Source organism: Microlunatus antarcticus (genome assembly GCF_014193425.1).
GTDB classification, from domain to species: domain Bacteria; phylum Actinomycetota; class Actinomycetes; order Propionibacteriales; family Propionibacteriaceae; genus Microlunatus; species Microlunatus antarcticus.
Genome location: NZ_JACHZG010000001.1, coordinates 3,443,665 through 3,462,892 on the forward strand (window position 1 = coordinate 3,443,665; position 19,228 = coordinate 3,462,892).

The 19,228-nt window shown below is 75.4% G+C and carries 19 protein-coding genes; 8 read left to right on the top strand and 11 right to left on the bottom strand.

Annotation, left to right across the window (positions count from 1 at the left end; genetic code table 11):
• Window positions 1-15 precede the first annotated feature (15 nt).
• A complete protein-coding gene (locus tag FHX39_RS16105) occupies window positions 16-1,332 on the top strand; it encodes a DUF58 domain-containing protein (protein ID WP_183340069.1) in 1,317 nt (438 codons plus the stop codon).
• A complete protein-coding gene (locus FHX39_RS16110; protein WP_183340071.1) occupies window positions 1,329-3,575 on the top strand; it encodes a transglutaminase family protein in 2,247 nt (748 codons plus the stop codon). The genes FHX39_RS16105 and FHX39_RS16110 overlap by 4 nt, the downstream gene beginning before the upstream one ends.
• A 40-nt stretch (window positions 3,576-3,615) precedes the next feature.
• Here FHX39_RS16110 and FHX39_RS16115 read toward each other — a convergent pair whose 3' ends face one another.
• From FHX39_RS16115 to FHX39_RS16135, 5 genes are all read right to left on the bottom strand, one after another.
• The gene (locus FHX39_RS16115; RefSeq protein WP_183340073.1) at window positions 3,616-3,765 is read right to left on the bottom strand and encodes a DUF3040 domain-containing protein; all 150 of its coding nucleotides are present in this window, start codon (window positions 3,763-3,765) and stop codon (window positions 3,616-3,618) included.
• 163 nt (window positions 3,766-3,928) lie between these two features.
• The gene (dinB, locus tag FHX39_RS16120) at window positions 3,929-5,143 is read right to left on the bottom strand and encodes a DNA polymerase IV (RefSeq protein ID WP_332836875.1); all 1,215 of its coding nucleotides are present in this window, start codon (window positions 5,141-5,143) and stop codon (window positions 3,929-3,931) included.
• 113 nt (window positions 5,144-5,256) lie between these two features.
• On the bottom strand, window positions 5,257-5,988 hold the full coding sequence (locus tag FHX39_RS16125) for a methyltransferase domain-containing protein (RefSeq protein WP_183340075.1): 732 nt from the start codon (window positions 5,986-5,988) through the stop codon (window positions 5,257-5,259).
• Between the two features lie 335 nt (window positions 5,989-6,323).
• Window positions 6,324-7,061, bottom strand: a complete 738-nt coding sequence (locus FHX39_RS16130) for a hypothetical protein (protein WP_183340077.1) — start codon at window positions 7,059-7,061, stop codon at window positions 6,324-6,326.
• Window positions 7,058-7,420 carry a SelT/SelW/SelH family protein gene (locus FHX39_RS16135; RefSeq protein ID WP_183340079.1) on the bottom strand — a complete coding sequence of 121 codons (363 nt, stop codon included), beginning with the start codon at window positions 7,418-7,420 and terminating at the stop codon, window positions 7,058-7,060. Before FHX39_RS16135 ends, FHX39_RS16130 begins: the two co-directional genes overlap by 4 nt.
• Window positions 7,421-7,467: 47 nt before the next feature.
• Here FHX39_RS16135 and FHX39_RS16140 point away from each other — a divergent pair, with 47 nt between their 5' ends.
• Together FHX39_RS16140 and FHX39_RS16145 are read left to right on the top strand one after the other, a co-directional pair.
• Window positions 7,468-8,814, top strand: coding sequence for an FAD-dependent oxidoreductase (locus tag FHX39_RS16140; RefSeq protein ID WP_183340081.1), 1,347 nt, complete (start codon window positions 7,468-7,470; stop codon window positions 8,812-8,814).
• A 90-nt stretch (window positions 8,815-8,904) separates the two neighbouring features.
• The gene (locus FHX39_RS16145) at window positions 8,905-11,085 is read left to right on the top strand and encodes a UvrD-helicase domain-containing protein (RefSeq protein WP_183340083.1); all 2,181 of its coding nucleotides are present in this window, start codon (window positions 8,905-8,907) and stop codon (window positions 11,083-11,085) included.
• Between the two features lie 157 nt (window positions 11,086-11,242).
• Here FHX39_RS16145 and FHX39_RS16150 read toward each other — a convergent pair whose 3' ends face one another.
• Both FHX39_RS16150 and metF read right to left on the bottom strand, forming a co-directional pair.
• On the bottom strand, window positions 11,243-11,944 hold the full coding sequence (locus tag FHX39_RS16150; RefSeq protein ID WP_183340086.1) for a cobalamin B12-binding domain-containing protein: 702 nt from the start codon (window positions 11,942-11,944) through the stop codon (window positions 11,243-11,245).
• Between the two features lie 117 nt (window positions 11,945-12,061).
• Window positions 12,062-13,003: a methylenetetrahydrofolate reductase [NAD(P)H] gene (gene metF / locus FHX39_RS16155; protein ID WP_183340088.1), complete on the bottom strand. Its 942-nt coding sequence runs from the start codon at window positions 13,001-13,003 to the stop codon at window positions 12,062-12,064.
• A 49-nt stretch (window positions 13,004-13,052) separates the two neighbouring features.
• Here metF and FHX39_RS16160 point away from each other — a divergent pair, with 49 nt between their 5' ends.
• A complete protein-coding gene (locus FHX39_RS16160) occupies window positions 13,053-14,225 on the top strand; it encodes a polyprenyl synthetase family protein (RefSeq protein WP_408631492.1) in 1,173 nt (390 codons plus the stop codon).
• Window positions 14,226-14,256: 31 nt separating this feature from the next.
• Here the strand turns inward: FHX39_RS16160 and FHX39_RS21370 are convergent, their stop codons facing one another.
• Genes FHX39_RS21370 through FHX39_RS16180 form a run of 4 tightly spaced genes read right to left on the bottom strand, consistent with a single transcriptional unit; the run spans window position 14,257 to window position 16,917 of the window.
• The gene (locus FHX39_RS21370; protein WP_198423439.1) at window positions 14,257-14,622 is read right to left on the bottom strand and encodes a barstar family protein; all 366 of its coding nucleotides are present in this window, start codon (window positions 14,620-14,622) and stop codon (window positions 14,257-14,259) included.
• Window positions 14,619-15,167 carry a ribonuclease domain-containing protein gene (locus FHX39_RS16170; protein ID WP_332836876.1) on the bottom strand — a complete coding sequence of 183 codons (549 nt, stop codon included), beginning with the start codon at window positions 15,165-15,167 and terminating at the stop codon, window positions 14,619-14,621. The genes FHX39_RS21370 and FHX39_RS16170 overlap by 4 nt, the downstream gene beginning before the upstream one ends.
• Entirely contained in the window at window positions 15,164-15,880 is a 717-nt protein-coding gene (thiE, locus tag FHX39_RS16175; RefSeq protein WP_183341597.1) for a thiamine phosphate synthase, read from the bottom strand. Before thiE ends, FHX39_RS16170 begins: the two co-directional genes overlap by 4 nt.
• A 29-nt stretch (window positions 15,881-15,909) precedes the next feature.
• Window positions 15,910-16,917 (bottom strand): LLM class flavin-dependent oxidoreductase, encoded by a 1,008-nt coding sequence (locus tag FHX39_RS16180; protein WP_183340090.1) that lies wholly within the window; start codon window positions 16,915-16,917, stop codon window positions 15,910-15,912.
• Window positions 16,918-17,008: 91 nt separating this feature from the next.
• Here FHX39_RS16180 and thiO point away from each other — a divergent pair, with 91 nt between their 5' ends.
• From thiO to FHX39_RS16195, 3 genes are read left to right on the top strand one after another with little or no spacing between them, the layout of a single operon-like run.
• A complete protein-coding gene (gene thiO, locus FHX39_RS16185) occupies window positions 17,009-18,160 on the top strand; it encodes a glycine oxidase ThiO (protein WP_183340092.1) in 1,152 nt (383 codons plus the stop codon).
• The gene (gene thiS / locus FHX39_RS22250; RefSeq protein ID WP_183340094.1) at window positions 18,157-18,357 is read left to right on the top strand and encodes a sulfur carrier protein ThiS; all 201 of its coding nucleotides are present in this window, start codon (window positions 18,157-18,159) and stop codon (window positions 18,355-18,357) included. The genes thiO and thiS overlap by 4 nt, the downstream gene beginning before the upstream one ends.
• Window positions 18,350-19,225 (top strand): thiazole synthase, encoded by an 876-nt coding sequence (locus tag FHX39_RS16195; RefSeq protein ID WP_183340096.1) that lies wholly within the window; start codon window positions 18,350-18,352, stop codon window positions 19,223-19,225. The genes thiS and FHX39_RS16195 overlap by 8 nt, the downstream gene beginning before the upstream one ends.
• Window positions 19,226-19,228 lie beyond the last annotated feature (3 nt).

Consider the following 19,228-nt stretch of genomic DNA (forward strand, 5'->3'; position numbering starts at 1 on the left):
GGCGCGGGAGCGGGAGTGCGACGCGTCTGGTCCGTCCTGACCGCGCGCGGCCGGTGGCTGGCCGGGACCGGCCTGCTGGTGCTGCTCGGCGCGATGATCAGCGGCCAGCGCGACGTCATGCGCGTGGGCCTGCTGCTGCTGGCCCTGCCCGTCGTCGCGCTGGTCCTCGTCCTGCGGGCCCGCCTGCGGATGTCCGCGGAACGTTCCGTGGAGCCGGCCCAGGTCGCGCTCGGCACCCCGATGCACGGCCGCATCACCCTCGGCCACGACTCGCTGCTGCCCGCGGCCCTGCTGGAGATCGAGGACCAGGTGCCCCCCGAGCTCGGTGAGCGTCCCCGCCTCCTGGTCGACCGGGCGACCTCGCACTGGCAGCGCACCGTCGAGTACCCGCTGCTCGGCCGCGCCCGCGGCCACTACCGCACCGGCCCGCTGATGGTCCGCACCACCGACCCGTTCGGCCTCGTCCGCCTCGACCGCACGTTCACCGCGACGAGCGAGGTCGTCGTGACCCCGCAGGTCTTCGACCTGGGCCGCGTGGCCGGCGGCGGCAGCGGCGGCAGCGCGGGCGAGGCGAGGCCGCGGCGCATCGGGGTGCTGGGCGCCGACGACGTCCTCGTCCGCGAGTACCGGCAGGGCGACGACGTCCGGCGCATCCACTGGCGCTCCACCGCCCGGTCCGGCGAGCTGATGGTCCGCCGCGAGGAGCAGGCCCTCGACCCGAGCACGACCGTCCTGCTGGACTCCCGGGCCTCGGCGCACGCGGGCCGCGGGATCCACCACTCGCTGGAGTGGGGCGTCTCCGCCGTCGCCTCGGTCGGGCTGCAGCTCGCCGAGGACGGCTACGCGGTCGACGTGGTCACCACCGACGGACCCCTGCAGAGCACCGGGACCGCGCGGGGACCCGTGGCCGCCCAGGCGCTCCTGGCCCAGCTGACCGACCTGCAGGCGACGCCCGGCCCGAGCCTGGGCCACCTCCTCGCCGACCACGGCGGCGAGCGGGGCGAGCAGCTCGTCGTCGCCGTCCTCGGCCGCCTGACGCCGGAGGAGGCGTACGCGGTCGCCGGCCTGCGCCGCCGCCGGGCCACCGGGCTCGCGATGGTGCTGGACGTCGACACCTGGACGACCGGGTCGCGGGTCCGGACGGACGGTCCCCCGTCCGGCGAACCGGGCACCGCCACCGCCGCCAGCGCCGCCACCGCCGACGCTGACGGTCCCGCCGCCCGCGCGGCCGAGATCCTGGCCGACCAGCAGTGGCGCGTCGTCGTCGTCGACGCCTCGATGACGGTCCCCGAGGCCTGGGCGGCCCTCGAGCGCACGGTGGTGCCCGCATGATCCGCCCCGACACCCGGCTCTCGCTGGCCACGGTCGTCGCCATGGGCCTCGCCACCCTGACCGTGCTGCCCCTGACCAGCGACCGGCTCTTCGTCCCGGTGACCTGGCTCGGCATCGCCCTGGTCTGCGCGACCGGCCTGGTGCTGCGCCGGCGCCGTTCGGGCGCCAGCCTGGCCTTCGCGACCCAGCTGCTCGGCGTCGTCGCCGGCTCGCTCGTCCTGGGCTACGCGGTCAGCCGCGACGCCGACCTGGTCACCGCGTACCCCCGGCTCTGGGCCCGTGGCGTCCTCCACATGCAGACCCAGAGCTCGCCCATGGACGCCGACCCGGGCGTGTTCCTCATCTTCGCCACGTCGATCTGCCTGGTCGCCGCGCTCGCCGACCTCGTGGTCTCGGGCCTGGACCGGCCCGCCTGGGTCGTGGCGCCCCTGGCCGCCCTGTTCGCGGTACCGGCGATCGGGCTCGGCTACGACTCCGGGATCCTCAGCTTCGCCTGCCTGGCGCTCGGCTACCTGGCCGTGCTGGTGGCCGACGGCCTCAACGACGCGTCCGCCTGGACCCGCGGGCTCAGCGCCGACTCCTCGCAGGGTGCCTCGTTCCGGACGAGTGCGTCCGGCACCCGCGCCGTCTCCGTCGTCGGGCCGGCCGTGTGGCGGGCCGCGGGTCTGCTGGCCGCCCCCGCCGTCGTGCTGGCGCTGGTGCTCGCGGTGCTCCTCCCGACGATCAGCCTGCCCGGCCTCGGCCTGGGGAGCGGCTTCGGTGGGAACGGGCCGCTGCAGCTCACCGACCCGAGCCTCGACCTCAAGCGCAACCTCAACCAGCCGGCGGACCGCGTCGTCTTCCGCTACACCACCGACAAGCCCGGCGGGGTGTACCTCCGGATGGCCGCGCTCCCCCAGTTCTCGGCCGCCGGCTTCGGCAACACCCAGATCCGGCTCAACACCGGTTCGACGCTGTCCGAGCCGCCCGGCTACAGCGGCGCGGTGCCGGAGGTGCGCACCACCGAGATCACCGCGGTCGACTTCTCCTCGCAGTACCTGCCCGCCCCGTACGCCGCCCGCAGCTTCACCGCGAACGGGGACTGGAGCTACAACAGCGAGTCCCTCACCATCGTCAACAGCGACAACCGCGCCGACGTGCTGACCAACCTGAGCTACCAGGTCCAGAGCTGGGACATCGCCCCCACCGCCGCCGAGCTGGCCCGCGCCGGGGCGGGCGCGCCGTCGGACGGCGACGTCACCGGCGTGGTCCCGCCGGACCTGCCCCAGTCCCTGGTCGACCTCAGCCGCCAGGTCACGCGCGGGGCGGACACCCCGTACGCCCGCGCTGCCGCCATCCAGGCCTACCTGCGCGACCCCGACAACTTCACCTACGACACCCAGCAGCGCCCGGGCAACGGCTACCAGGCCCTGGTCAACTTCCTGACCCTCGACCGGCGCGGCTACTGCGAGCAGTTCGCCAGCGCGATGGCGATGATGGCGCGCGTCAACGGCATCCCCGCGCGGGTGGCCGTCGGCTTCCTGCCCGGCGCCCGGAGCGGTGACACGTTCAACGTCTCGGTGCGCGACATGCACGCCTGGCCCGAGCTCTACTTCGCCGGCTACGGGTGGGTGCGCTTCGAGCCGACGCCGGGCGTGCAGGCCGGCTCGCCGCCCGCCTGGACCGTCCCGACCGACGAGAGCGACACCCCGACGCCGAGCGCCTCCGCGTCGGCGGCGCCCAGCACCGCCACCCCGAGCGCGTCCGAGGCGCCGAGCACGGCCCCGCAGGAGACGCCGACCCAGACCACCACGACGACCACCACCTTCCCCTGGCGGACGGTCGGGGTCGTCGCCGGTGCGGTCGTGCTGCTGCTCCTGCTCGCCACGCCGGCCGTGCTCCGCATCCGGCGGCGCCGGGCCCGGCTGGCCGCGGACGGACCCACGGACGAGCAGGTCGAGGCGGCCTGGGCGGAGCTGCGCGACACGGTCCTCGACTTCGGCGGCACCTGGCCCTCGGGCACCCCGCGCGCCGTCGGCCGCGAGGTCGGCCAGCGGCTCGAGCCGTCCGACCGCGAGGACCTCGGCCGCGTCGCCACCCTCGTCGAGCGCGCGCGCTACGCCCCGAGCCTGGGCGACCCCGGCGCGACGGCCGACCTGCCCGGGACCACCACGTCGCTGCGCGAGGCGATCACCGCGCCGGCCGGGCTGGGGCGGCGCGTCCGTGCGTTCCTGGTCCCGGCCTCCCTCTTCCGCCGTCGCTGAGCCCCCGCGTCGCTGAGCTGGGCCGCCGCCGGGCGCGAGGTCAGGTCGGCTGCCAGACCAGCGCAGCCCGCCGGCGGTGGACCCGGCGCGTGCCGGTTCCGCGCATGGCGTTGACGAGCTTGGGGTCCTCGGCCGCCAGGGCGGCCTCCATCTGCTCGAGAAGCCGTTGCTCCTCGTTCGAGAGGGCCATCGGCCACCTCCCACCGGGTCACGTGATCAACTTCGGCCATCCTACGTGGCTGGCCGCCGGTCGAGAGGCGCGCGGCGAGATCGAGACCCAACCGCGACGACACCGTCGTCAGTCACACAGAAACCCACGTGCACGCCGTAGGCTTCGCCAGTCTAGGTGCGCTTCAGGTCAGGGGGAACAGCCCCAGCGAATTGGCCTCTGCGACGCTCGTCGCACGACGGTTCCCGCCCAGCACGGCGCGCCGGACGGCACCCGGCCCGAAGCGCGCGACCGTCTCGTCGATGGCGTGCTCGGCCTCGCGCCAGCCGAACTCCGGGTCGGTCAGCTGCGGCTGCCGGTGGGCCCGGGACTCCCCCACGAGGCCCTCCACCCGGACGCCGACCCGACGGATCCGCGCGCGGTCCAGCCCGAGGCGGTCGTACGTGGCCATCACCGCCGCGTGGATCTCCTCGCCCACGTCGGTCGGGGAGTCCACGGTGACCGCGCGCGTGATCTCCCGGAAGTCGGCGAACCGGAGGCAGAGCACCACGGTCCGGCCGAGGAGGCCCTGCTTGCGCATCCGGCGGGCGGTCTTGTCGGCCATCCGCAGCAGCTCGCGGGACACGTCCTCACGGCGGTCGGTGTCGACCGAGAGCGTCTCCTGCGACCCCACGCTGCGCTCCCGCGTCCACGGCACGACCGTCCGCGCGTCCCGGCCCCACGCCAGAGCCCTCAGCCCGGCGCCGGCGTTCGGGCCGAACACGGGTCGGAGCGCCCGGACGTCGGCGTGCGCGAGGTCGCCCACCGTCTCGATCCCGAGCCGGTGCAGCTTGGCCGCCGTGGCCGCCCCCACGCCCCACATCGACTCGACCGGCAGCGGGTGGAGGAACTCGGTCACCTGGTCCGGCCGGACCTCGACCAGGCCGTCCGGCTTGGCCGCGCGCGACGCGACCTTGGCCACGAACTTGCTCGGCCCGATCCCGACCGAGCAGGTGATGTGCTGCTCGTCGGCGATCGTCGCCCGCAGCCGCTCCCCCATCGCCACGGCGGACCCGTGCATCCGCAGGGCGCCGGTCACGTCGATGAAGGCCTCGTCCACGGAGGCGGACTCCACCACGGCGCTGAACGAGCTGAACACCTCGACGATGGCCTTGGAGACGGCGACGTAGCTGTCGAAGTCCGGCGGCAGGAACGTCGCCCGTGGCGCCAGCCGACGGGCCTCGGAGGACGACATCCCGGACCGTACGCCGCGGGCGCGGGCCTCGTAGGTGCAGGACAGGACGACCCCACGCCCCTCGCCGCCGACGATGACGGGCGTCCCCTGCAGGTCCGGCCGCCCGCGCAGCGCCACGGAAGCGTAGAACGCGTCCATGTCGACGTGCATGATCGTCCGGGTCACCGGGCGGCTCCGACGGCACGCGCGTGGCGGACGGATTCGAACACGCGTTCTACGGTAGCAAGCGGCACCGACAGCCCGCCGGAGGCACGACGCACGGGACGGGCGGGCCGGGGTCAGGAGCCGCTGAGCACCTGCTCGGGCGGCAGCTGGGCGAAGACGTGGACGTGCGGCGCCAGCGCCCGGAACGCGGGGTCCCGGCTCACCGCCGTCTCGAGGGCCAGCAGCTCGGCCCAGGCGGCGGGGCTCTCCACCACGGCCTCGCCCACGAGGTCGGAGACGGCCCCGATGCCGTCGGCCTCGCGCACGGCGAAGCCCGCGGCCTCGACCAGCGCGGTCACCGCCGCGAAGTCCAGGCGCCGCGGGTCGTCCCAGGTCTGGCGGGCGGCGGCGAGGTTGCCGGCCACGGCCTGGAGGACCACGAGGGCGTGCTTCTGCGCGACCAGGAGGCTGAGGGCCCCGCCCGGACGCAGCACCGCGGCGGCGTCGGCCAGCACGGCCGCCGGGTCGTCGACGACCTCCAGCACGCGGTGGCAGAGGACCACGTCGACGGCCCCGCGCCCGAGCAGGCGGACCAGGTCGGAGGCGTCACCCTGGCGCGCGGCGACGGTGCCCTCGAGGTGGTCGTCGGCCAGCCGGCGCTCCAGGGAGGCGAGCGCGTCGGGACTGGGGTCCACGACGGTCACGTGGTGCCCGCGCCGGGCGACGTCGAGCGCGAGGCCACCGGTGCCGCCGCCGAGGTCGACGACGTCGAGCGCCCGCTGCTCCCCCGGGACGAGCCCGTCGAGCTGGGCGCCGAGGACCTCCTCGAGCCGTGCCGAGGCGACCGAACGCCGTCGTCTGGACATCGCCACCGACCCTCCTCCTCGCCCGCTCGTCCGCCGCACCGCAGGCCTGCGCAGCGTAGCGGTGGAGGCCGAGCCGGGCCCGGACGATCGACGACCCCGGTGCGGACGGGGGTCGAGGTCCGTCCGCACCGGGGTCGAGACGTCGGTGCGTGCCGCGAACACGCCACCGTGGTTCGGCGGTGTCGTCGGGCCCCTTCCCCAAGCAGCCTCTCGAACACCTGTTCGAACTCTCCGAACACTACCGCCGGGCACCGACAGTTGTGCGGGACGCGCGCCACCCGCGTGTCGAACCCGCGGCGACGACTCGGTGAACGGCCGGCGCCACCGCTCTCGGCTCAGTGCACGCGACCGCGTTCCCGGAAGACCTGCGTCGGGACGTGGGCGGCGAAGCTCGGGGCCGGCACGAGGTCGTCCGGGGTGCCGTGCTCGCCGACCTCGCCGATGTTCCGGACGCGGCTGGCGAGGGGCGCCACGGCGCCGAGCCCGCGGCTCGGGAAGACCCGGGTGTTCAGGTTCCAGTCCCAGCCGGTCTCGAAGCCGGGCGAGCCGTTGAACGTCGAGTAGTCGCGGTCCCAGGTCGGGCCCAGCAGCCCGGTCCAGCGGTCGCGCCAGGTGCCCCAGACCCAGGGGCAGAAGGCGTCGGTGCGAGCCAGCTCGGCGTGGTCCGCGTCCGCCGGCCCGGCGCTGAAGGCGTGGGCCGTGGCGACCGTCGGCTCCGCGGCGTACGTCGTCGCCACGTGGGCGAAGAGCTCGAGCACGTCGTCGCTCACCAGCAGGTCGTCCTCGGCCCGGACCACGAAGTCGTGCCCGGCGGCGAAGAGCGCGTCGAGGTGGACGTACGGGTTCTCCAGGACCCCGAGCCGGGTCGGGTTGAGCACGACCTCGACGTCGCGGTGGCCGGTCCGCCGCACGAACGCGTCCACCAGCCCCACGACCTCGCCCGCGACGTCGCTGGGCTCGACGGCGACCCGGACGTGCCAGTCGGCCAGGCCGCGCACCGCGGCCCAGGCGTCGAGGACGGGGTCGAGGTAGTGCGGGCGGTCGAAGACGGTGAGCAGCAGCGCGCGGTTCACGCCCCGCCCTCGACGCTGTCCTTCACGCTGCCCGCGACCGGGACCGCCGCGTGCCGGTCGGTGTGGCCCAGGCTGCGACCGGGGGCCACGCGGTCCCGGACCAGGCGCTTGAGCGGCGCGAGGTCGGGGAAGCCGCCGTCGCGCTTGCGGTCCCAGACCACGTCGTCGTCGATGGCCACGGTGAAGACGCCGCCGACCCCGGGGACCAGCGCGACCTCGCCGAGCTCGGTGGTGAACGAGGTCAGCAGCTCCCCGGCCAGCCAGGTCGCCCGGAGCAGCCAGCGGCACTGCGTGCAGTAGGTGATGCTCACCCGGGGCCGGTCGCCCTCCGGGAGCTCGGGGGCCGCGGGCTCGCTCATGGGGCCAGCCTGCCACCGCCGCGGGCGCCCTCGCCTACCCTCGCCTCGTGCCGACCGCCGACGGACCGCTGGTCGCCGTGGTCGGCGGTGGCCTGGCGGGGATGGCCGCGGCGGCCCGGCTGGCGAAGATGGGCCACGCCGTCGTCCTGCACGAAGCGTCGGACGTCCTCGGCGGGCGGTGGGCGCCGTACGCGCTCCCCGGCGACGGCGGCGGCGGCGGCGGCGGCGGCGGCGGCAAGATCCTGGTCGACGACGCCCCCGGCGTGCTGACCTTCCCGGCGCCGTGGCGCGACCTGAGCCGCAAGAGCGGCCGGCCGCTGGAGGCCGAGCTCGCCCGCAGCGGGCTGGCCCTCGTGCCCGCACCGGCCCCCACCTACCGCTTCGCCGACGGCAGCGAGCTCGTGCTGCCGAGCGACCGCGGCCGGCAGCACGAGGCCCTGCTCCACGCGTACGGGCCGGGGCCGGCCGCGCGCTGGCAGCACCTCCTCGACTCCCTCGGCGAGGTCTGGCAGACCCTGCGGCCGCTCGGGCTCGAGGAGCCGTACGACCCCTCGGCGCTCACCCGCGACGTGGTCCGCCGCCTCCGCGGCCGACGGAGCCTCGCCGACCTCGCCGACTCCCTCGACGAGCCCCACCTGCGCGCGCTGGTGCGCAGCACCGCCCACCGGCAGGGCACCACGCCCGAGCGGGCGCCGGCGCTCACCGGCGTCGACCTGCTGGTGAGCCGGACGTTCGGGCGCTGGCAGGTCGCGCCCGACCCGGCTCCCGCCCGCGGCCGCCGTCCGGAGGCCCCGGGCGACGTCGGCCGCTCGTCGGTCCTCGTCGAGCTGCTCGCGGCCCGGCTCGCGCTCCGGGGCGTGGCCGTGCACCTCTCCTCCCCCGTCCGCGGCGTCGAGACCGGACCGGCCGGCGTGACCGGCGTCCGGACCGCGACCGGGGTCGAGCCGGCCGGCGCCGTGGTGCTCGCGGTCGACCCGTGGACCGCCGCCGGCCTGCTCCCGCCGGGGGCCGCCCGCGGGCTGCGGAAGGCGCTCCGCGGCGCCGGACCCGTCCGGCTGCCGGTGGCGACGCACACGGTCCTGGACCGCACCGGCCCGGAGGAGGTCGACGAGCACGTCGAGCTCGACGGCGACGGCCGACCGGTCGTCCGCACGACCCGTCGGCTGTCGGGCCGGACCGTGCGGACGACGCACGACCACCACGCCGGGGTGCCCGCGCCGGGGTGGGGGCTGGACACGACCGGCCTGCGCGGCTGGCGCCGCCGGCCCGGCACCGCCACGGCCCAGCCGGGGGTCGCGCTGGCGGGGGCGGCCTCACCGGCGGGGAGCAGCCCGTCGGCGGTCGTGCAGAGCGGCGCGCTGGCCGCGTACGCCGTGGCCGGCCGGCGCGACTGACCCAGTCCGGGTGCCATCGGCCCGGGGCCGGTCGGATCGGGGGTGGCCGCCGGGGGCCGCCGTATAGTTGGCCGTCCGTTTTCTAGCTGGATGGATGGGCCCTTGGCCATCGAGTCGCACACCGATCCGCTCACGACCGAGATCGCGGTCGAGCAGGCCCACGTGGACCGCGTGTACGCCCGGCTGGGCGACGCGACCCGCTCGGCCGAGCAGGTCGCCAGCGCGGGTCGGTCGCTGTTCCACTCCGACCGCGGGTCCTACGTCCGCGAGGAGGACGGGACCGGCCTCTACGAGCGCGACGTCTTCGCCTTCCAGGCCGCCAAGCGCCTCGCGGTGCTCGACGGGGAGCACGAGGGCCTCGTCTTCGGCCGGCTCGACCGCACCGACGGCGAGGTCCGCTACGTGGGCCGCATCGGGGTCCGCGACGACGACTACGAGCCGCTGGTCATCGACTGGCGCGCCCCCGCCGCCGAGCCCTTCTACCGCGCCACGCCGACCCTCCCGATGGACGTCGTCCGGCGCCGCGTCCTCCGGTGCACGGGTGACCGCGTGGTCGGCATCGAGGACGACCTGCTCGACTCCGAGAACGCCGACGGCGAGCTCGTGGTCATCGGCGAGGGCGCGCTCATGGCCGCTCTCTCCCGGGCCCGCGGGCACCAGATGCGCGACATCGTCGCCACGATCCAGGGCGAGCAGGACGAGGCGATCCGCGCGCCGTACCAGGGCTTCACCCTCATCTCCGGCGGTCCCGGCACGGGCAAGACCGTCGTCGGGCTGCACCGCACCGCGTACCTGCTCTACTCCAACCGTCGCCGCTTCGAGTCGGGCGGCGTCCTCGTGGTGGGCCCGAGCCGGGTGTTCCTGAACTACATCGAACGGGTCCTGCCGAGCCTCGGCGAGGAGTCGGTCACCCTCCGCTCGATCGGCTCGGTCCCCTCCGACGTCCTGCCGGTCACCGGCGAGCGCCCCGACGACCCGGCGACCGCCGCGGTCAAGGGCAGCCTCCGGATGCAGCCGCTGCTCAAGCGGCTCGTCCTCGAGCCGCTCACCGACCAGCCGCTGGAGCTGCGCCTCGTGGTCCAGGGCCAGGTGCTGGTCCTGCGTGCGCCCGCGCTCGCGGGCATCCGGCGCGACGTGCTGGCCCACCACAAGCTCAACGCGGGCCGCGAGGCCGCCGAGAAGGCCCTGCTGAACGCGCTCTGGCGCTCGCGCCCGAGCGAGGTGGACATGGAGCGCGACGAGTTCGACGACCTGGTCACCGACCTCGCCACCTTCACGATGTTCGGGCACGCCTGGTGGCCCACCCTGAGCGCGACCACCGTGCTGCAGCGCCTCGCAGACCCCGCCCTCACCCGACGGCTCAGCCAGGGCGTGCTGAGCGCGCGGGACGCCGACCTGCTCAGCGCCGGGCTGACCGACCTCGTCGCGCTCGGCCCGACCGTCGCGGACGGGGCTCTGCTGGACGAGCTCGTGCACCTGCTCGGGCCGGTCCCGCCCTCGGCCGAGGAGAGCGAGACCTCGCTGTTCCTGGACGCCGACTCCGAGATGTCGGAGCTCGTCACCACGGCCGACCGGCTCTCCGTCCAGCGCGAGGTCGACCCCTTCGACCTGCCGCACCGTACGTACGCCCACGTGCTCATCGACGAGGCGCAGGACGTCACGCCGATGCAGTGGCGCATGCTGCGGCGCCGCGGCGCGAGCGCCAGCTGGACGATCGTCGGCGACCCCGCGCAGAGCTCCTGGCCCGACGCGGACGAGACCGACCGCGCCCTGCGCGAGATCATCGGGCACGCCCCGGTGCGGCGGTTCCGGATGAGCACGAACTACCGCAGCCCGGCCGAGGTCTTCGACCTGGCCTCGCGCGTGGTGGTCAAGGCCTTCCCCGACGCCGACCTCCCGACCGCCGTGCGCTCGACCGGCGTCGAGCCTCTGCTCGCCGTGACCGACGACCTCTCCACCGGCGTCGTCGAGCACGTCCGGGACCTGCTGCGCGAGGTCGCGGGAACCGTCGGCGTCATCTGCCCGCCCGACCGGCGTACGGAGATCGAGGCGGACCTGCTCGCGGCCGACCTGGAGGGGGCGGACCGGCTCGCGGTCGTCACCTCGACGGAGTCGAAGGGCCTGGAGTACGACGGGGTGCTGGTCGTGACGCCGGACGACGTCGTGGCGCAGGCGCCCGGCGGCGTGCGCTCGCTCTACGTGGCGCTGACCCGACCGACGCAGCGTCTGGTCACGCTCGACCTCGGAGCACCCGGCCGCTGGCGGCCGTAGCCCTGGGGACGTTGCCCCGACCTGCTGAACCACCGCCGGTCCGCGCGCCGGCGCGTTGAGGAGGAGTGGGTGACGACACGCTTCTCCGTCGTCACCCGCGACGACGAAAGCGTCGGACCAGAGCGCGGGCCGCGTCGGAGCGGAGCGGAGACAGAAGTTACGCGGTGGCTGCGGCGGCCTGCCGGAACCGTTCCCGCGGAACCGAGGTCGGCTCGGTCGGGCGCGTGGTGTGCTTCGTCGCGAGCAGCTCCGCCGCCTCGGGCAGCGTGCCGTCGAGCGGCAGGCCCGGCGTGTTCTGGCGGAAGAACTGGGACGCGAAGGACGAGCCGGCGAAGTAGACCGGCAGGCCGGCCTCGGCCACGGCCTTGACCGAGCGGACGGCCTGGCTCGCCACGGTCGGGGTGTGGGACGACAGCACCACCGCCGTCGGGTGCACGGAACGTGCGGCGACGAGCAGCGACGCGACCGGGGTCTGGGCGCCCAGGTTGCACACCTCGACCCCGCGGCTGGCGAGCAGCAGGTCGAGGCAGTCGAGCGCCAGCGTGTGCATGTCCTGCGGGCCGGCGGACAGCAGGATCGTGCCCGTACGGGTGGGGGCCGGCAGCACGGCCGACTTCGCGGCGACCCAGCGCGCCACCGCCGTCGACAGCAGGTGCTCGTGCGCGATGTCGATCGTGCCGCTGGACCAGAACGTGCCCACCACGCGCAGCGAGGGGAAGACGACCTCGTCGATCGTCGTGTCCACGCCGTGGGAGGCGTCGGAGTCGTCGAGGACGGAGAACACGCGCGCCTGGTTGAAGGCGCGGACGGCCGTCAGGATGGCGCCGACGTACGTGGCGGGTGCGGGGTCGACGTGCACGCTCTCATGCTCCTGGAGAAGAGACGGCGTTGGAAGGTCGACCCCCGTCGACCAGATGGTTGCGTTGTCATCCTGAACGAACGCTCGGCGGGCGCGCAAGCAAACCGCCGAAACTTCTTACGCCCGGTTCAGCAGGGGCCCCAGCCGGGCGTAGATCTCCCGGGTCGCGGGCGAGCGGTTCATGGTGATGAAGTGCAGCCCCGGCGCTCCGCCGGCCAGCAGCTCCTCCGAGAGCGTGGTGGCCAGGTCGACCCCCGCACCCCGGACGCGGACGGGGTCGTCGCCGACCTCGCGGAGCCGGTCGGTGACGAACGACGGGAGCGGGGCGCCCGACAGGTCGGCGAACCGTTCGATCTGGCTGATCCGCGTCACCGGCATGATGCCCGGGATGATCGGCAGGTCGCTGCCGAGCGCACGCACCCGGTCGACGAGGTCGAAGTAGCGCTGCGCGGTGAAGAAGAGCTGGGTGATCGCGAAGCTCGCGCCGGCCCGCTGCTTGGCCACGAGGATCCGGGCGTCGAGGTCGGCGTCGCGGGTCTGCGGGTGCAGGTCGGGGAACGCACCGACGCCGATGCAGAAGTCGCCGAGCTCGGCGACGAGCGAGACCAGCTCCGTTGCGTTCCGCAGGCCGTCGGGGTGCGGCTCCCACGGCATCGTCGGTCCGCCGGGCATGTCGCCCCGGATGGCCATGACGTGGTTGATCCCGACCGACGCGTACGCCCCCACGACGTGGCGCAGCTCGTCGCGGCTCTGGCTCGCCGCGGTCAGGTGGGCCATCGGGCGCAGCGTCGTCTGCTCGGCGATCTGCTGGGTGGCGCTCACGGTGCGGTCGCGGGTCGAGCCGGACGCCCCGTACGTCACGGAGACGAAGTCCGGGCCGAGCGACTCGAGCTCGCGGATCGTCGTCCAGAGCTGACGGTGCTGCTCGTCGTCCTTCGCCGGGAACAGCTCGAAGGAGACCAGCGGCCGCTCCGCCGCCTCGAGGAGCTGGGCGACGGTGGGCTTGCGCGCACGCCGCACGGACCGGGGGCGGGCGGCGACGACAGAGGGCCCCGGCATGGCGACCACGATAGGTGAGCGACGAAGCCCGGTCCGTACGATCCTCGGTGTGGACAGACCGGGGCCAGACGTCGGGGTCGTCGCGGGACCGGTGGCGGTGCTGGACCCGGCCGACCCGCTGGGGGCCGCGTTCCGGGGCGCGGTGTCCGACCGGCTCGCCGCCTTCGTCGCGCGCCGGGCGCCCGCCCTGGAGGTGATGGGGCCCGAGCTCTCCGGGGTCCGGAGCATGGCCGACGCGCTCCTGGGCGGGGGCAAGCGCCTGCGGCCCGCCTTCTTCGTGTGGGGCCTCGTGGCCGCCGGCGGGCACCCCGCTGACGCCGACCTGCCGGCCCTGCTCGACGCGGCCGGGAGCTTCGACCTGCTGCACGCGAGCGCCCTGGTCCACGACGACGTCATGGACTCCTCCGACGTCCGCCGCGGGCAGCCGTCCGCCCACCGGCGCTTCGAGGCGCTGCACGCCGGTGCGGGCTGGCTGGGTGACGGGCCCGCCTTCGGCCGGGCCGGAGCGATCCTGCTGGGCGACCTGCTGATCATGTGGTCCGCGCAGATCCTCGGCGAGGCCCGGCTGCACGTCGACGCGGTCGCCCGCGCCCTGCCGCTGGTGGACCTGATGCGCACCGAGGTCACCTGCGGGCAGTACCTCGACATGGTCGTCCAGGCCCAGCCCCTCCCCCGTTGGCTGCCCGAGGTCGCCGGGCGGCCCGAGCTGGCCGGCGCGCTGGCCGACGCCGACCGCGTGACCGAGCACAAGACCGCCCGGTACACCGTCGTCCGCCCGGTCCAGGCCGGAGCGGCCGTCGGCGGTGCGGACCCGCGGCTCCTGGAGCAGCTGCTCGCGTACGGCTCCCCGCTCGGCCGGGCCTTCCAGTTCCGCGACGACCTGCTGGGGGTGTTCGGCGACCCGGAGGTCACGGGCAAACCCGCCGGCGACGACCTCCGCGAGGGCAAGCGCACCGTGCTCGTCGCGCAGGCCTACGCCCGCACCAATGCCGCCGGCCGCCTTCTGCTCGTCGACCTGCTCGGCGACCCGGACCTGGGGACGGACGGCGTCGCGCGGCTGCAGGACGTGATCACCGATTCCGGCGCCACCGCCGAGGTGGAGGCGACCATCACCGCGACGCACGACCAGGCGTTGAGCGCGCTCGCGTGCGCCGACGTGACGGACGAGGGCCGTACGGCGCTCACCGCCCTCGCCGACGCGGCGGTGCGCCGGACCGCCTGATTCGCACCGCGCCACCACGGGCGCCGCGGGGCTAGTCGGCGAGGACGACCACGAACGGTGGTCCGTCCTGGTCCGCCCGCTCCTGCAGGAGCTGGAGCAGGTGCTCCCAGCGCTCGGGCCGGGCGCGGGCGTACGCGGTCCAGCACGCGAGGACGAGCGCGGTCGGTCGGACGCGGTCGCCGAGCGCCTCGTCGAGGGCGTCGAGGTTGCGTCCGAACCAGCCGGGCAGCCCGAGCGCGACGGCCAGGCCGTCCCAGAGCCCGTCGTCGGACGTGGCCGGCGGCACGAGCGCCACCTCCCACCCGCGACGCCTCAGCTCGGCGGCGGCCGGCGCGGCCGCACCGAGCACCCGCTGCACCCCGCGGGACGGCCAGGCGGCCCGGCCGTCGTCGCTCACCGCGACACCCGGACGAACGTCGCGTAGTGGTCGCCGGTGTAGAAGATCTGGCGGTCGTCGTCGCCCGTGACGATCCGCCGTGGGCCGCGGTCGCGCTCGCCGGGGGTGCGGACGGTGTACTCGCGGTACCAGCCGCGGGGGTGCGCCGGCAGCACGCCCTCGCGGTTGCCGAAGGTGACGCCGTCCTGGGAGTACGGGAACGGTCCGCCCCGGTCGACGAGGGCCACCGTGGCCTGGGCCTCGCGGGGCAGCGAGCCCAGCGTGACGACCCGCAGCCCCGACTCGGGGTCCCGGCTACCGGTACCCGCGGTCGCCGGGGCGGACGGCCGCCGCGTCGACGAGGCACGGGCCGTGCCGGCGGTCCCGGACGGTGCGGGCCGGACGCTCGTCCCCGCTCCGGCCGGGACGGCCTCGGACCCGTCGGTGCCGGAGCCGACCAGCCCGACCAGCAGGGCGACGAGGCCCAGCACGAGGACCGCCACGACGACCGTGGCCGTCCGGAGGCCCCGGGGTCGCGGGGCGCCCGTCGTCGGAGGGACGCTCACGCGTCGAGCGCGGCCGAGCGGAGCGCGTACGACGCGAGCGCGGGGTCGTCCGACCAGGCCCGACGCAGCCGGTCCTTCAGCACACGGGCGGCGGCCTCGGGGTCGGACGCCTCGGTGATGGCGCGGACGACGACGACGCGGCGCGCCCCGGCCTCGACGACCTGGTCGAGGTTGTCCGCGTCCAGCCCGCCGATGGCGAACCACGGCTTGGAGCTCACGTCCCCGACCGGCGCGACCTGCGCCGCGTGGCGGACGAGGTCGAGCCCGACGGGCACGTAGTCGGGCTTGGTCGGCGTCGCGTGGACCGGTCCGACGGCGAAGTAGTCGACGCCCGGGTCGGCCGCCGCCTGCTCCAGCTGCGCCGGCGTGTGGGTCGAGCGCCCGATCAGGGCCCACTCGTGGAGCGACCGGCGGGCCCGCTTCGCGGAACCGTCCGTCTGCCCGAGGTGGAGCATGTCGGCGGCGAAGGCCTTCGCGACCTTGGGCGAGTCGTTCACGCAGACGATCCCCTGCGTGGCGACGGCGGCGCTGCGGGCGACCTCGAGGGCGGCCAGCTCGGCGTCGCGGGCCATGTTCTTCTGACGGATCTGCACGACGTCCACCCCGCCGGCGAACGCCGCACGAAGGAACGCGTCGAGGTCGCCCTGCCGCTCCCGGGCGTCGGTGCAGAGGTAGAGGCGCGCCGACCGCAGCCGGTGGGCGAGGCTCGTCATCACGGTCACGCGCCCATTGTCCGCTGCGCTCAGGCTGCGAGCCGCTCGGCCACGAGCGGTGCCACCTGGGTCCCGAAGAGCTCGATCGAGCGCATGGTCTGGGCGTGGCCCACGTGCGAGGCGTGCATCTCGAAGCGCTGCAGCCCGAGCGCCCTGGTAAGCGCGACGATCTTGTCCGCGACCCGCTCGGGGTGGCCGAAGAACAGGGCCCCCTCCGGCGCGAGGACGGCCTCGACCGCGGCGTCCGACATGACCGGCCAGCCGCGCTCGCGCCCGATGCCGTCGAACGTCCGGCGGTACGCGGGCAGGAACTCGGCCCGCCCGGCCTTCTCGTCGGTGCAGACGTAGCCGTGGCTGTGCACCGCGAGCGGCGTGGCCGGGTCGGCCTGCCCGTACTCGAGCGCGCGTCGGTAGAGGTCGGCGTGCGGGGCGAACGACGCCCAGGCCCCGCCGATGATCGCGAGCGCCATGGGCAGGCCGAGGGTGCCCGCGCGGACGACCGACTCGGGGGTGCCGCCGACGGCGAGCCAGACGGGCAGCGGCCGTTCGGACCGCGGGTGGACCTCGAGCCCGTCGAGCGGCGCCCGGAACTGCCCCGACCAGGTGGTCGGTCCCCCGTCCCGCAGCGCGAGCAGCAGCTCGAGCTTCTCCGCGAACAGGGCGTCGTAGTCGCCGAGCGAGTGGCCGAAGAGCGGGAACGACTCGGTGAACGACCCGCGCCCGGCCATCAGCTCGGCGCGGCCGGAGGACAGCAGGTCGAGCGTGACGAAGTCCTGGAACACGCGTACGGGGTCCGCCGAGCTGAGCACCGTCACGGCCGAGCTCAGCCGGAGGCGTTCCGTGCGACCGGCGATCGTCGCCAGCACCACCGCGGGGGCCGACGCCGCCATCTCCGGACGGTGGTGCTCGCCGACCCCGTAGACCGACAGCCCGACCTGCTCGGCGAGGACGGCCTCCTCGACCACCTGCCGCAGCCGCGCCCCCGGCGAGACCCCGGGCTCGGTCACCTCGGCGAACGTCGTGATCCCCAGCTCCATCCGCTGATTCTCCCGCAACGGGCCGGGGACGGCCGCGCCCTGGAGACCGTCCGGACGCGTCCTAAGGTGGGCGCATGGACGGGACCCGCAGGTGACCGCGACCGACGTGGTGGTCGTCGGCGGCGGTCTCATCGGCACCGCGACGGCCTGGCGGCTGGCCCAGGCCGGTCTCGACGTGACCCTGGTCGTGGGCGAACGGTCGGCCGCTGCGTCGCGCGTGGCCGCCGGCATGCTCGCGGCCGTCACCGAGACGACCTTCACCGAACGCACGCTGCTCGCGCTCAACCAGGCCTCGGCGCAGCGCTGGCCGTCCTTCTCCGCCGAGGTCGTCGAGGCCTCGGGCCGACCGTCGGGGCTGCGCGAGGGACCGACCGTCTCCGTCGCGTCCGACCCGGACGACTCCGCCCGGCTGCGGACGTTCGCCGACTACCTGGACCGGCAGGGCCTCGCCGCCCAGCGGCTGACCAGCCGCGAGTGCCGCGCCCTCGAGCCGCTGCTCGCCCCGACCGTCCGCAGCGGGCTGCTCGTCCCGAGCGACTGGAGCTGCGACAACCGCGTGCTGCTGGAGGCGCTCACCACGGCGGCGCAGCGGGCCGGGGTCCGGGAGGTCACCGGCTTCGTCCACCGCGTCGAGAGCGCCGACGGCCACGTCACCGGGGCCACGCTGGCCGACGGGACCACGCTCCCCACACGGCGGGTCGTCCTGGCCAACGGCGCCTGGGCCGCCCAGGTCGACGGCGTGCCGACCGTGCCCGTCCGCCCGGTCAAGGGCCAGATCGTGCGCCTCGACCCGGGCCGCTTCCCGTGCCCGGGCCTGACCGTGCGCGCCTTCAGCCGGGGCAACGAGGTCTACCTGGTCCCCCGCGAGCACGGGCGCGAGGTCGTGATCGGCGCGACGGTCGAGGAGCAGGGCTTCGACCACCGCGTCACCGCGGGCGGGATCTACGAGCTCCTGCGCGACGCCCGTCAGGTCATCCCCATGACCGCGGAGTACGCGCTCGCCGAGACGTCCGTCGGCTGGCGGCCGAACACCCCCGACAACGCGCCGATCTTCGGCGGCTGCGCGCTCGAGGGGCTGTCGCTGGCGACCGGCCACCACCGCAACGGCGTGCTCCTCACGCCGGTCTCGGCGGACGTCGCGGCCTCGTACGTCCTGACCGGCGTCCTCGACGACGTCGCCGCGCCCTTCACCCTGGGCCGCTTCGACCGGACGTCCGAGCCGGCCCTCGAGGTCGCCCGGTGATCGTCTTCGTGAACGGCGAGCCCCGCGAGGTCACCGGCCCGGCGACCCTCGACCAGGTGCTCGGGCTCGGGGGCAAGGCGCCGCGCGGCTTCGCGGTGGCGCTCGACGGCGTCGTCGTGCCCCGGACCCGCCACCAGACCACCACCCTCGACGAAGGTGCCCGCGTGGAGATCGTGACGGCGGTGCAGGGTGGCTGACCCGCGCCTGGAGCCGAGCCGGCCCCGGAGCCCGGACCCGGCGGCCGACCCGCTGGTCATCGCCGGCCGCTCGTTCGCCTCCCGGCTGATCATGGGCACCGGCGGCGCACCCAGCCTGGAGGTCATGGAGGCCGCGCTGCTCGCGTCCGGGACCGAGCTGACGACCGTCGCGATGCGGCGGGTGGACCCGAGCGCGCCGGGCTCGGTGCTCGACGTGCTCGACCGGCACGGCATCGCGGTGCTGCCGAACACGGCCGGCTGCTACACCAGCGCCGACGCCGTGCTGACCGCGCAGCTGGCGCGCGAGGCCCTGGAGACCGACTGGGTCAAGCTCGAGGTCATCGCCGACGAGGTGACGCTGCTCCCCGACCCGATCGAGCTCCTCGACGCGGCCGAGCGGCTCGTGGCGGACGGCTTCGTCGTGCTGCCCTACACCAACGACGACCCGATCCTGGCCCGCCGGCTGGCCGACGCGGGCTGCGCGGCCGTGATGCCGCTGGGCGCGCCGATCGGGTCCGGCCTGGGCATCCGCAACGAGCACAACATCGAGCTGATCGTCGCCGACGCGACCGTCCCCGTGATCCTCGACGCCGGGCTCGGCACCGCCTCCGAGGCGGCGCGGGCCCTGGAGCTCGGGTGCGACGCGGTGCTGCTCGCGTCCGCGGTGACGCGCGCGGAGGACCCGGTGGCGATGGCGCACGCGATGCGCCTGGCCGTGCAGGCCGGACGCCTCGCGGCAGGGGCCGGACGGATCCCCGTCCGCCGCTTCGCCCGGGCGTCGTCGACCCCGGAGGGACGGATCACGCCGCACGACCGGCCCGAGGACGACCGGCGCGTCAGCAGCGGTGTCCTGCCGCTCCGCTCCTAGAAT

Coding starts and splice junctions, on each gene's coding strand:
- FHX39_RS16110 (WP_183340071.1), top strand. CDS start 1,329: ATGATCCGCCCCGACACCCGGCTCTCGCTGGCCACGGTCGTCGCCATG.
- FHX39_RS16115 (WP_183340073.1), bottom strand. CDS start 3,765: ATGGCCCTCTCGAACGAGGAGCAACGGCTTCTCGAGCAGATGGAGGCC.
- FHX39_RS16125 (WP_183340075.1), bottom strand. CDS start 5,988: ATGTCCAGACGACGGCGTTCGGTCGCCTCGGCACGGCTCGAGGAGGTC.
- FHX39_RS16135 (WP_183340079.1), bottom strand. CDS start 7,420: ATGAGCGAGCCCGCGGCCCCCGAGCTCCCGGAGGGCGACCGGCCCCGG.
- FHX39_RS16145 (WP_183340083.1), top strand. CDS start 8,905: ATGGATGGGCCCTTGGCCATCGAGTCGCACACCGATCCGCTCACGACC.
- metF (WP_183340088.1), bottom strand. CDS start 13,003: ATGCCGGGGCCCTCTGTCGTCGCCGCCCGCCCCCGGTCCGTGCGGCGT.
- thiE (WP_183341597.1), bottom strand. CDS start 15,880: ATGACGAGCCTCGCCCACCGGCTGCGGTCGGCGCGCCTCTACCTCTGC.
- FHX39_RS16180 (WP_183340090.1), bottom strand. CDS start 16,917: ATGGAGCTGGGGATCACGACGTTCGCCGAGGTGACCGAGCCCGGGGTC.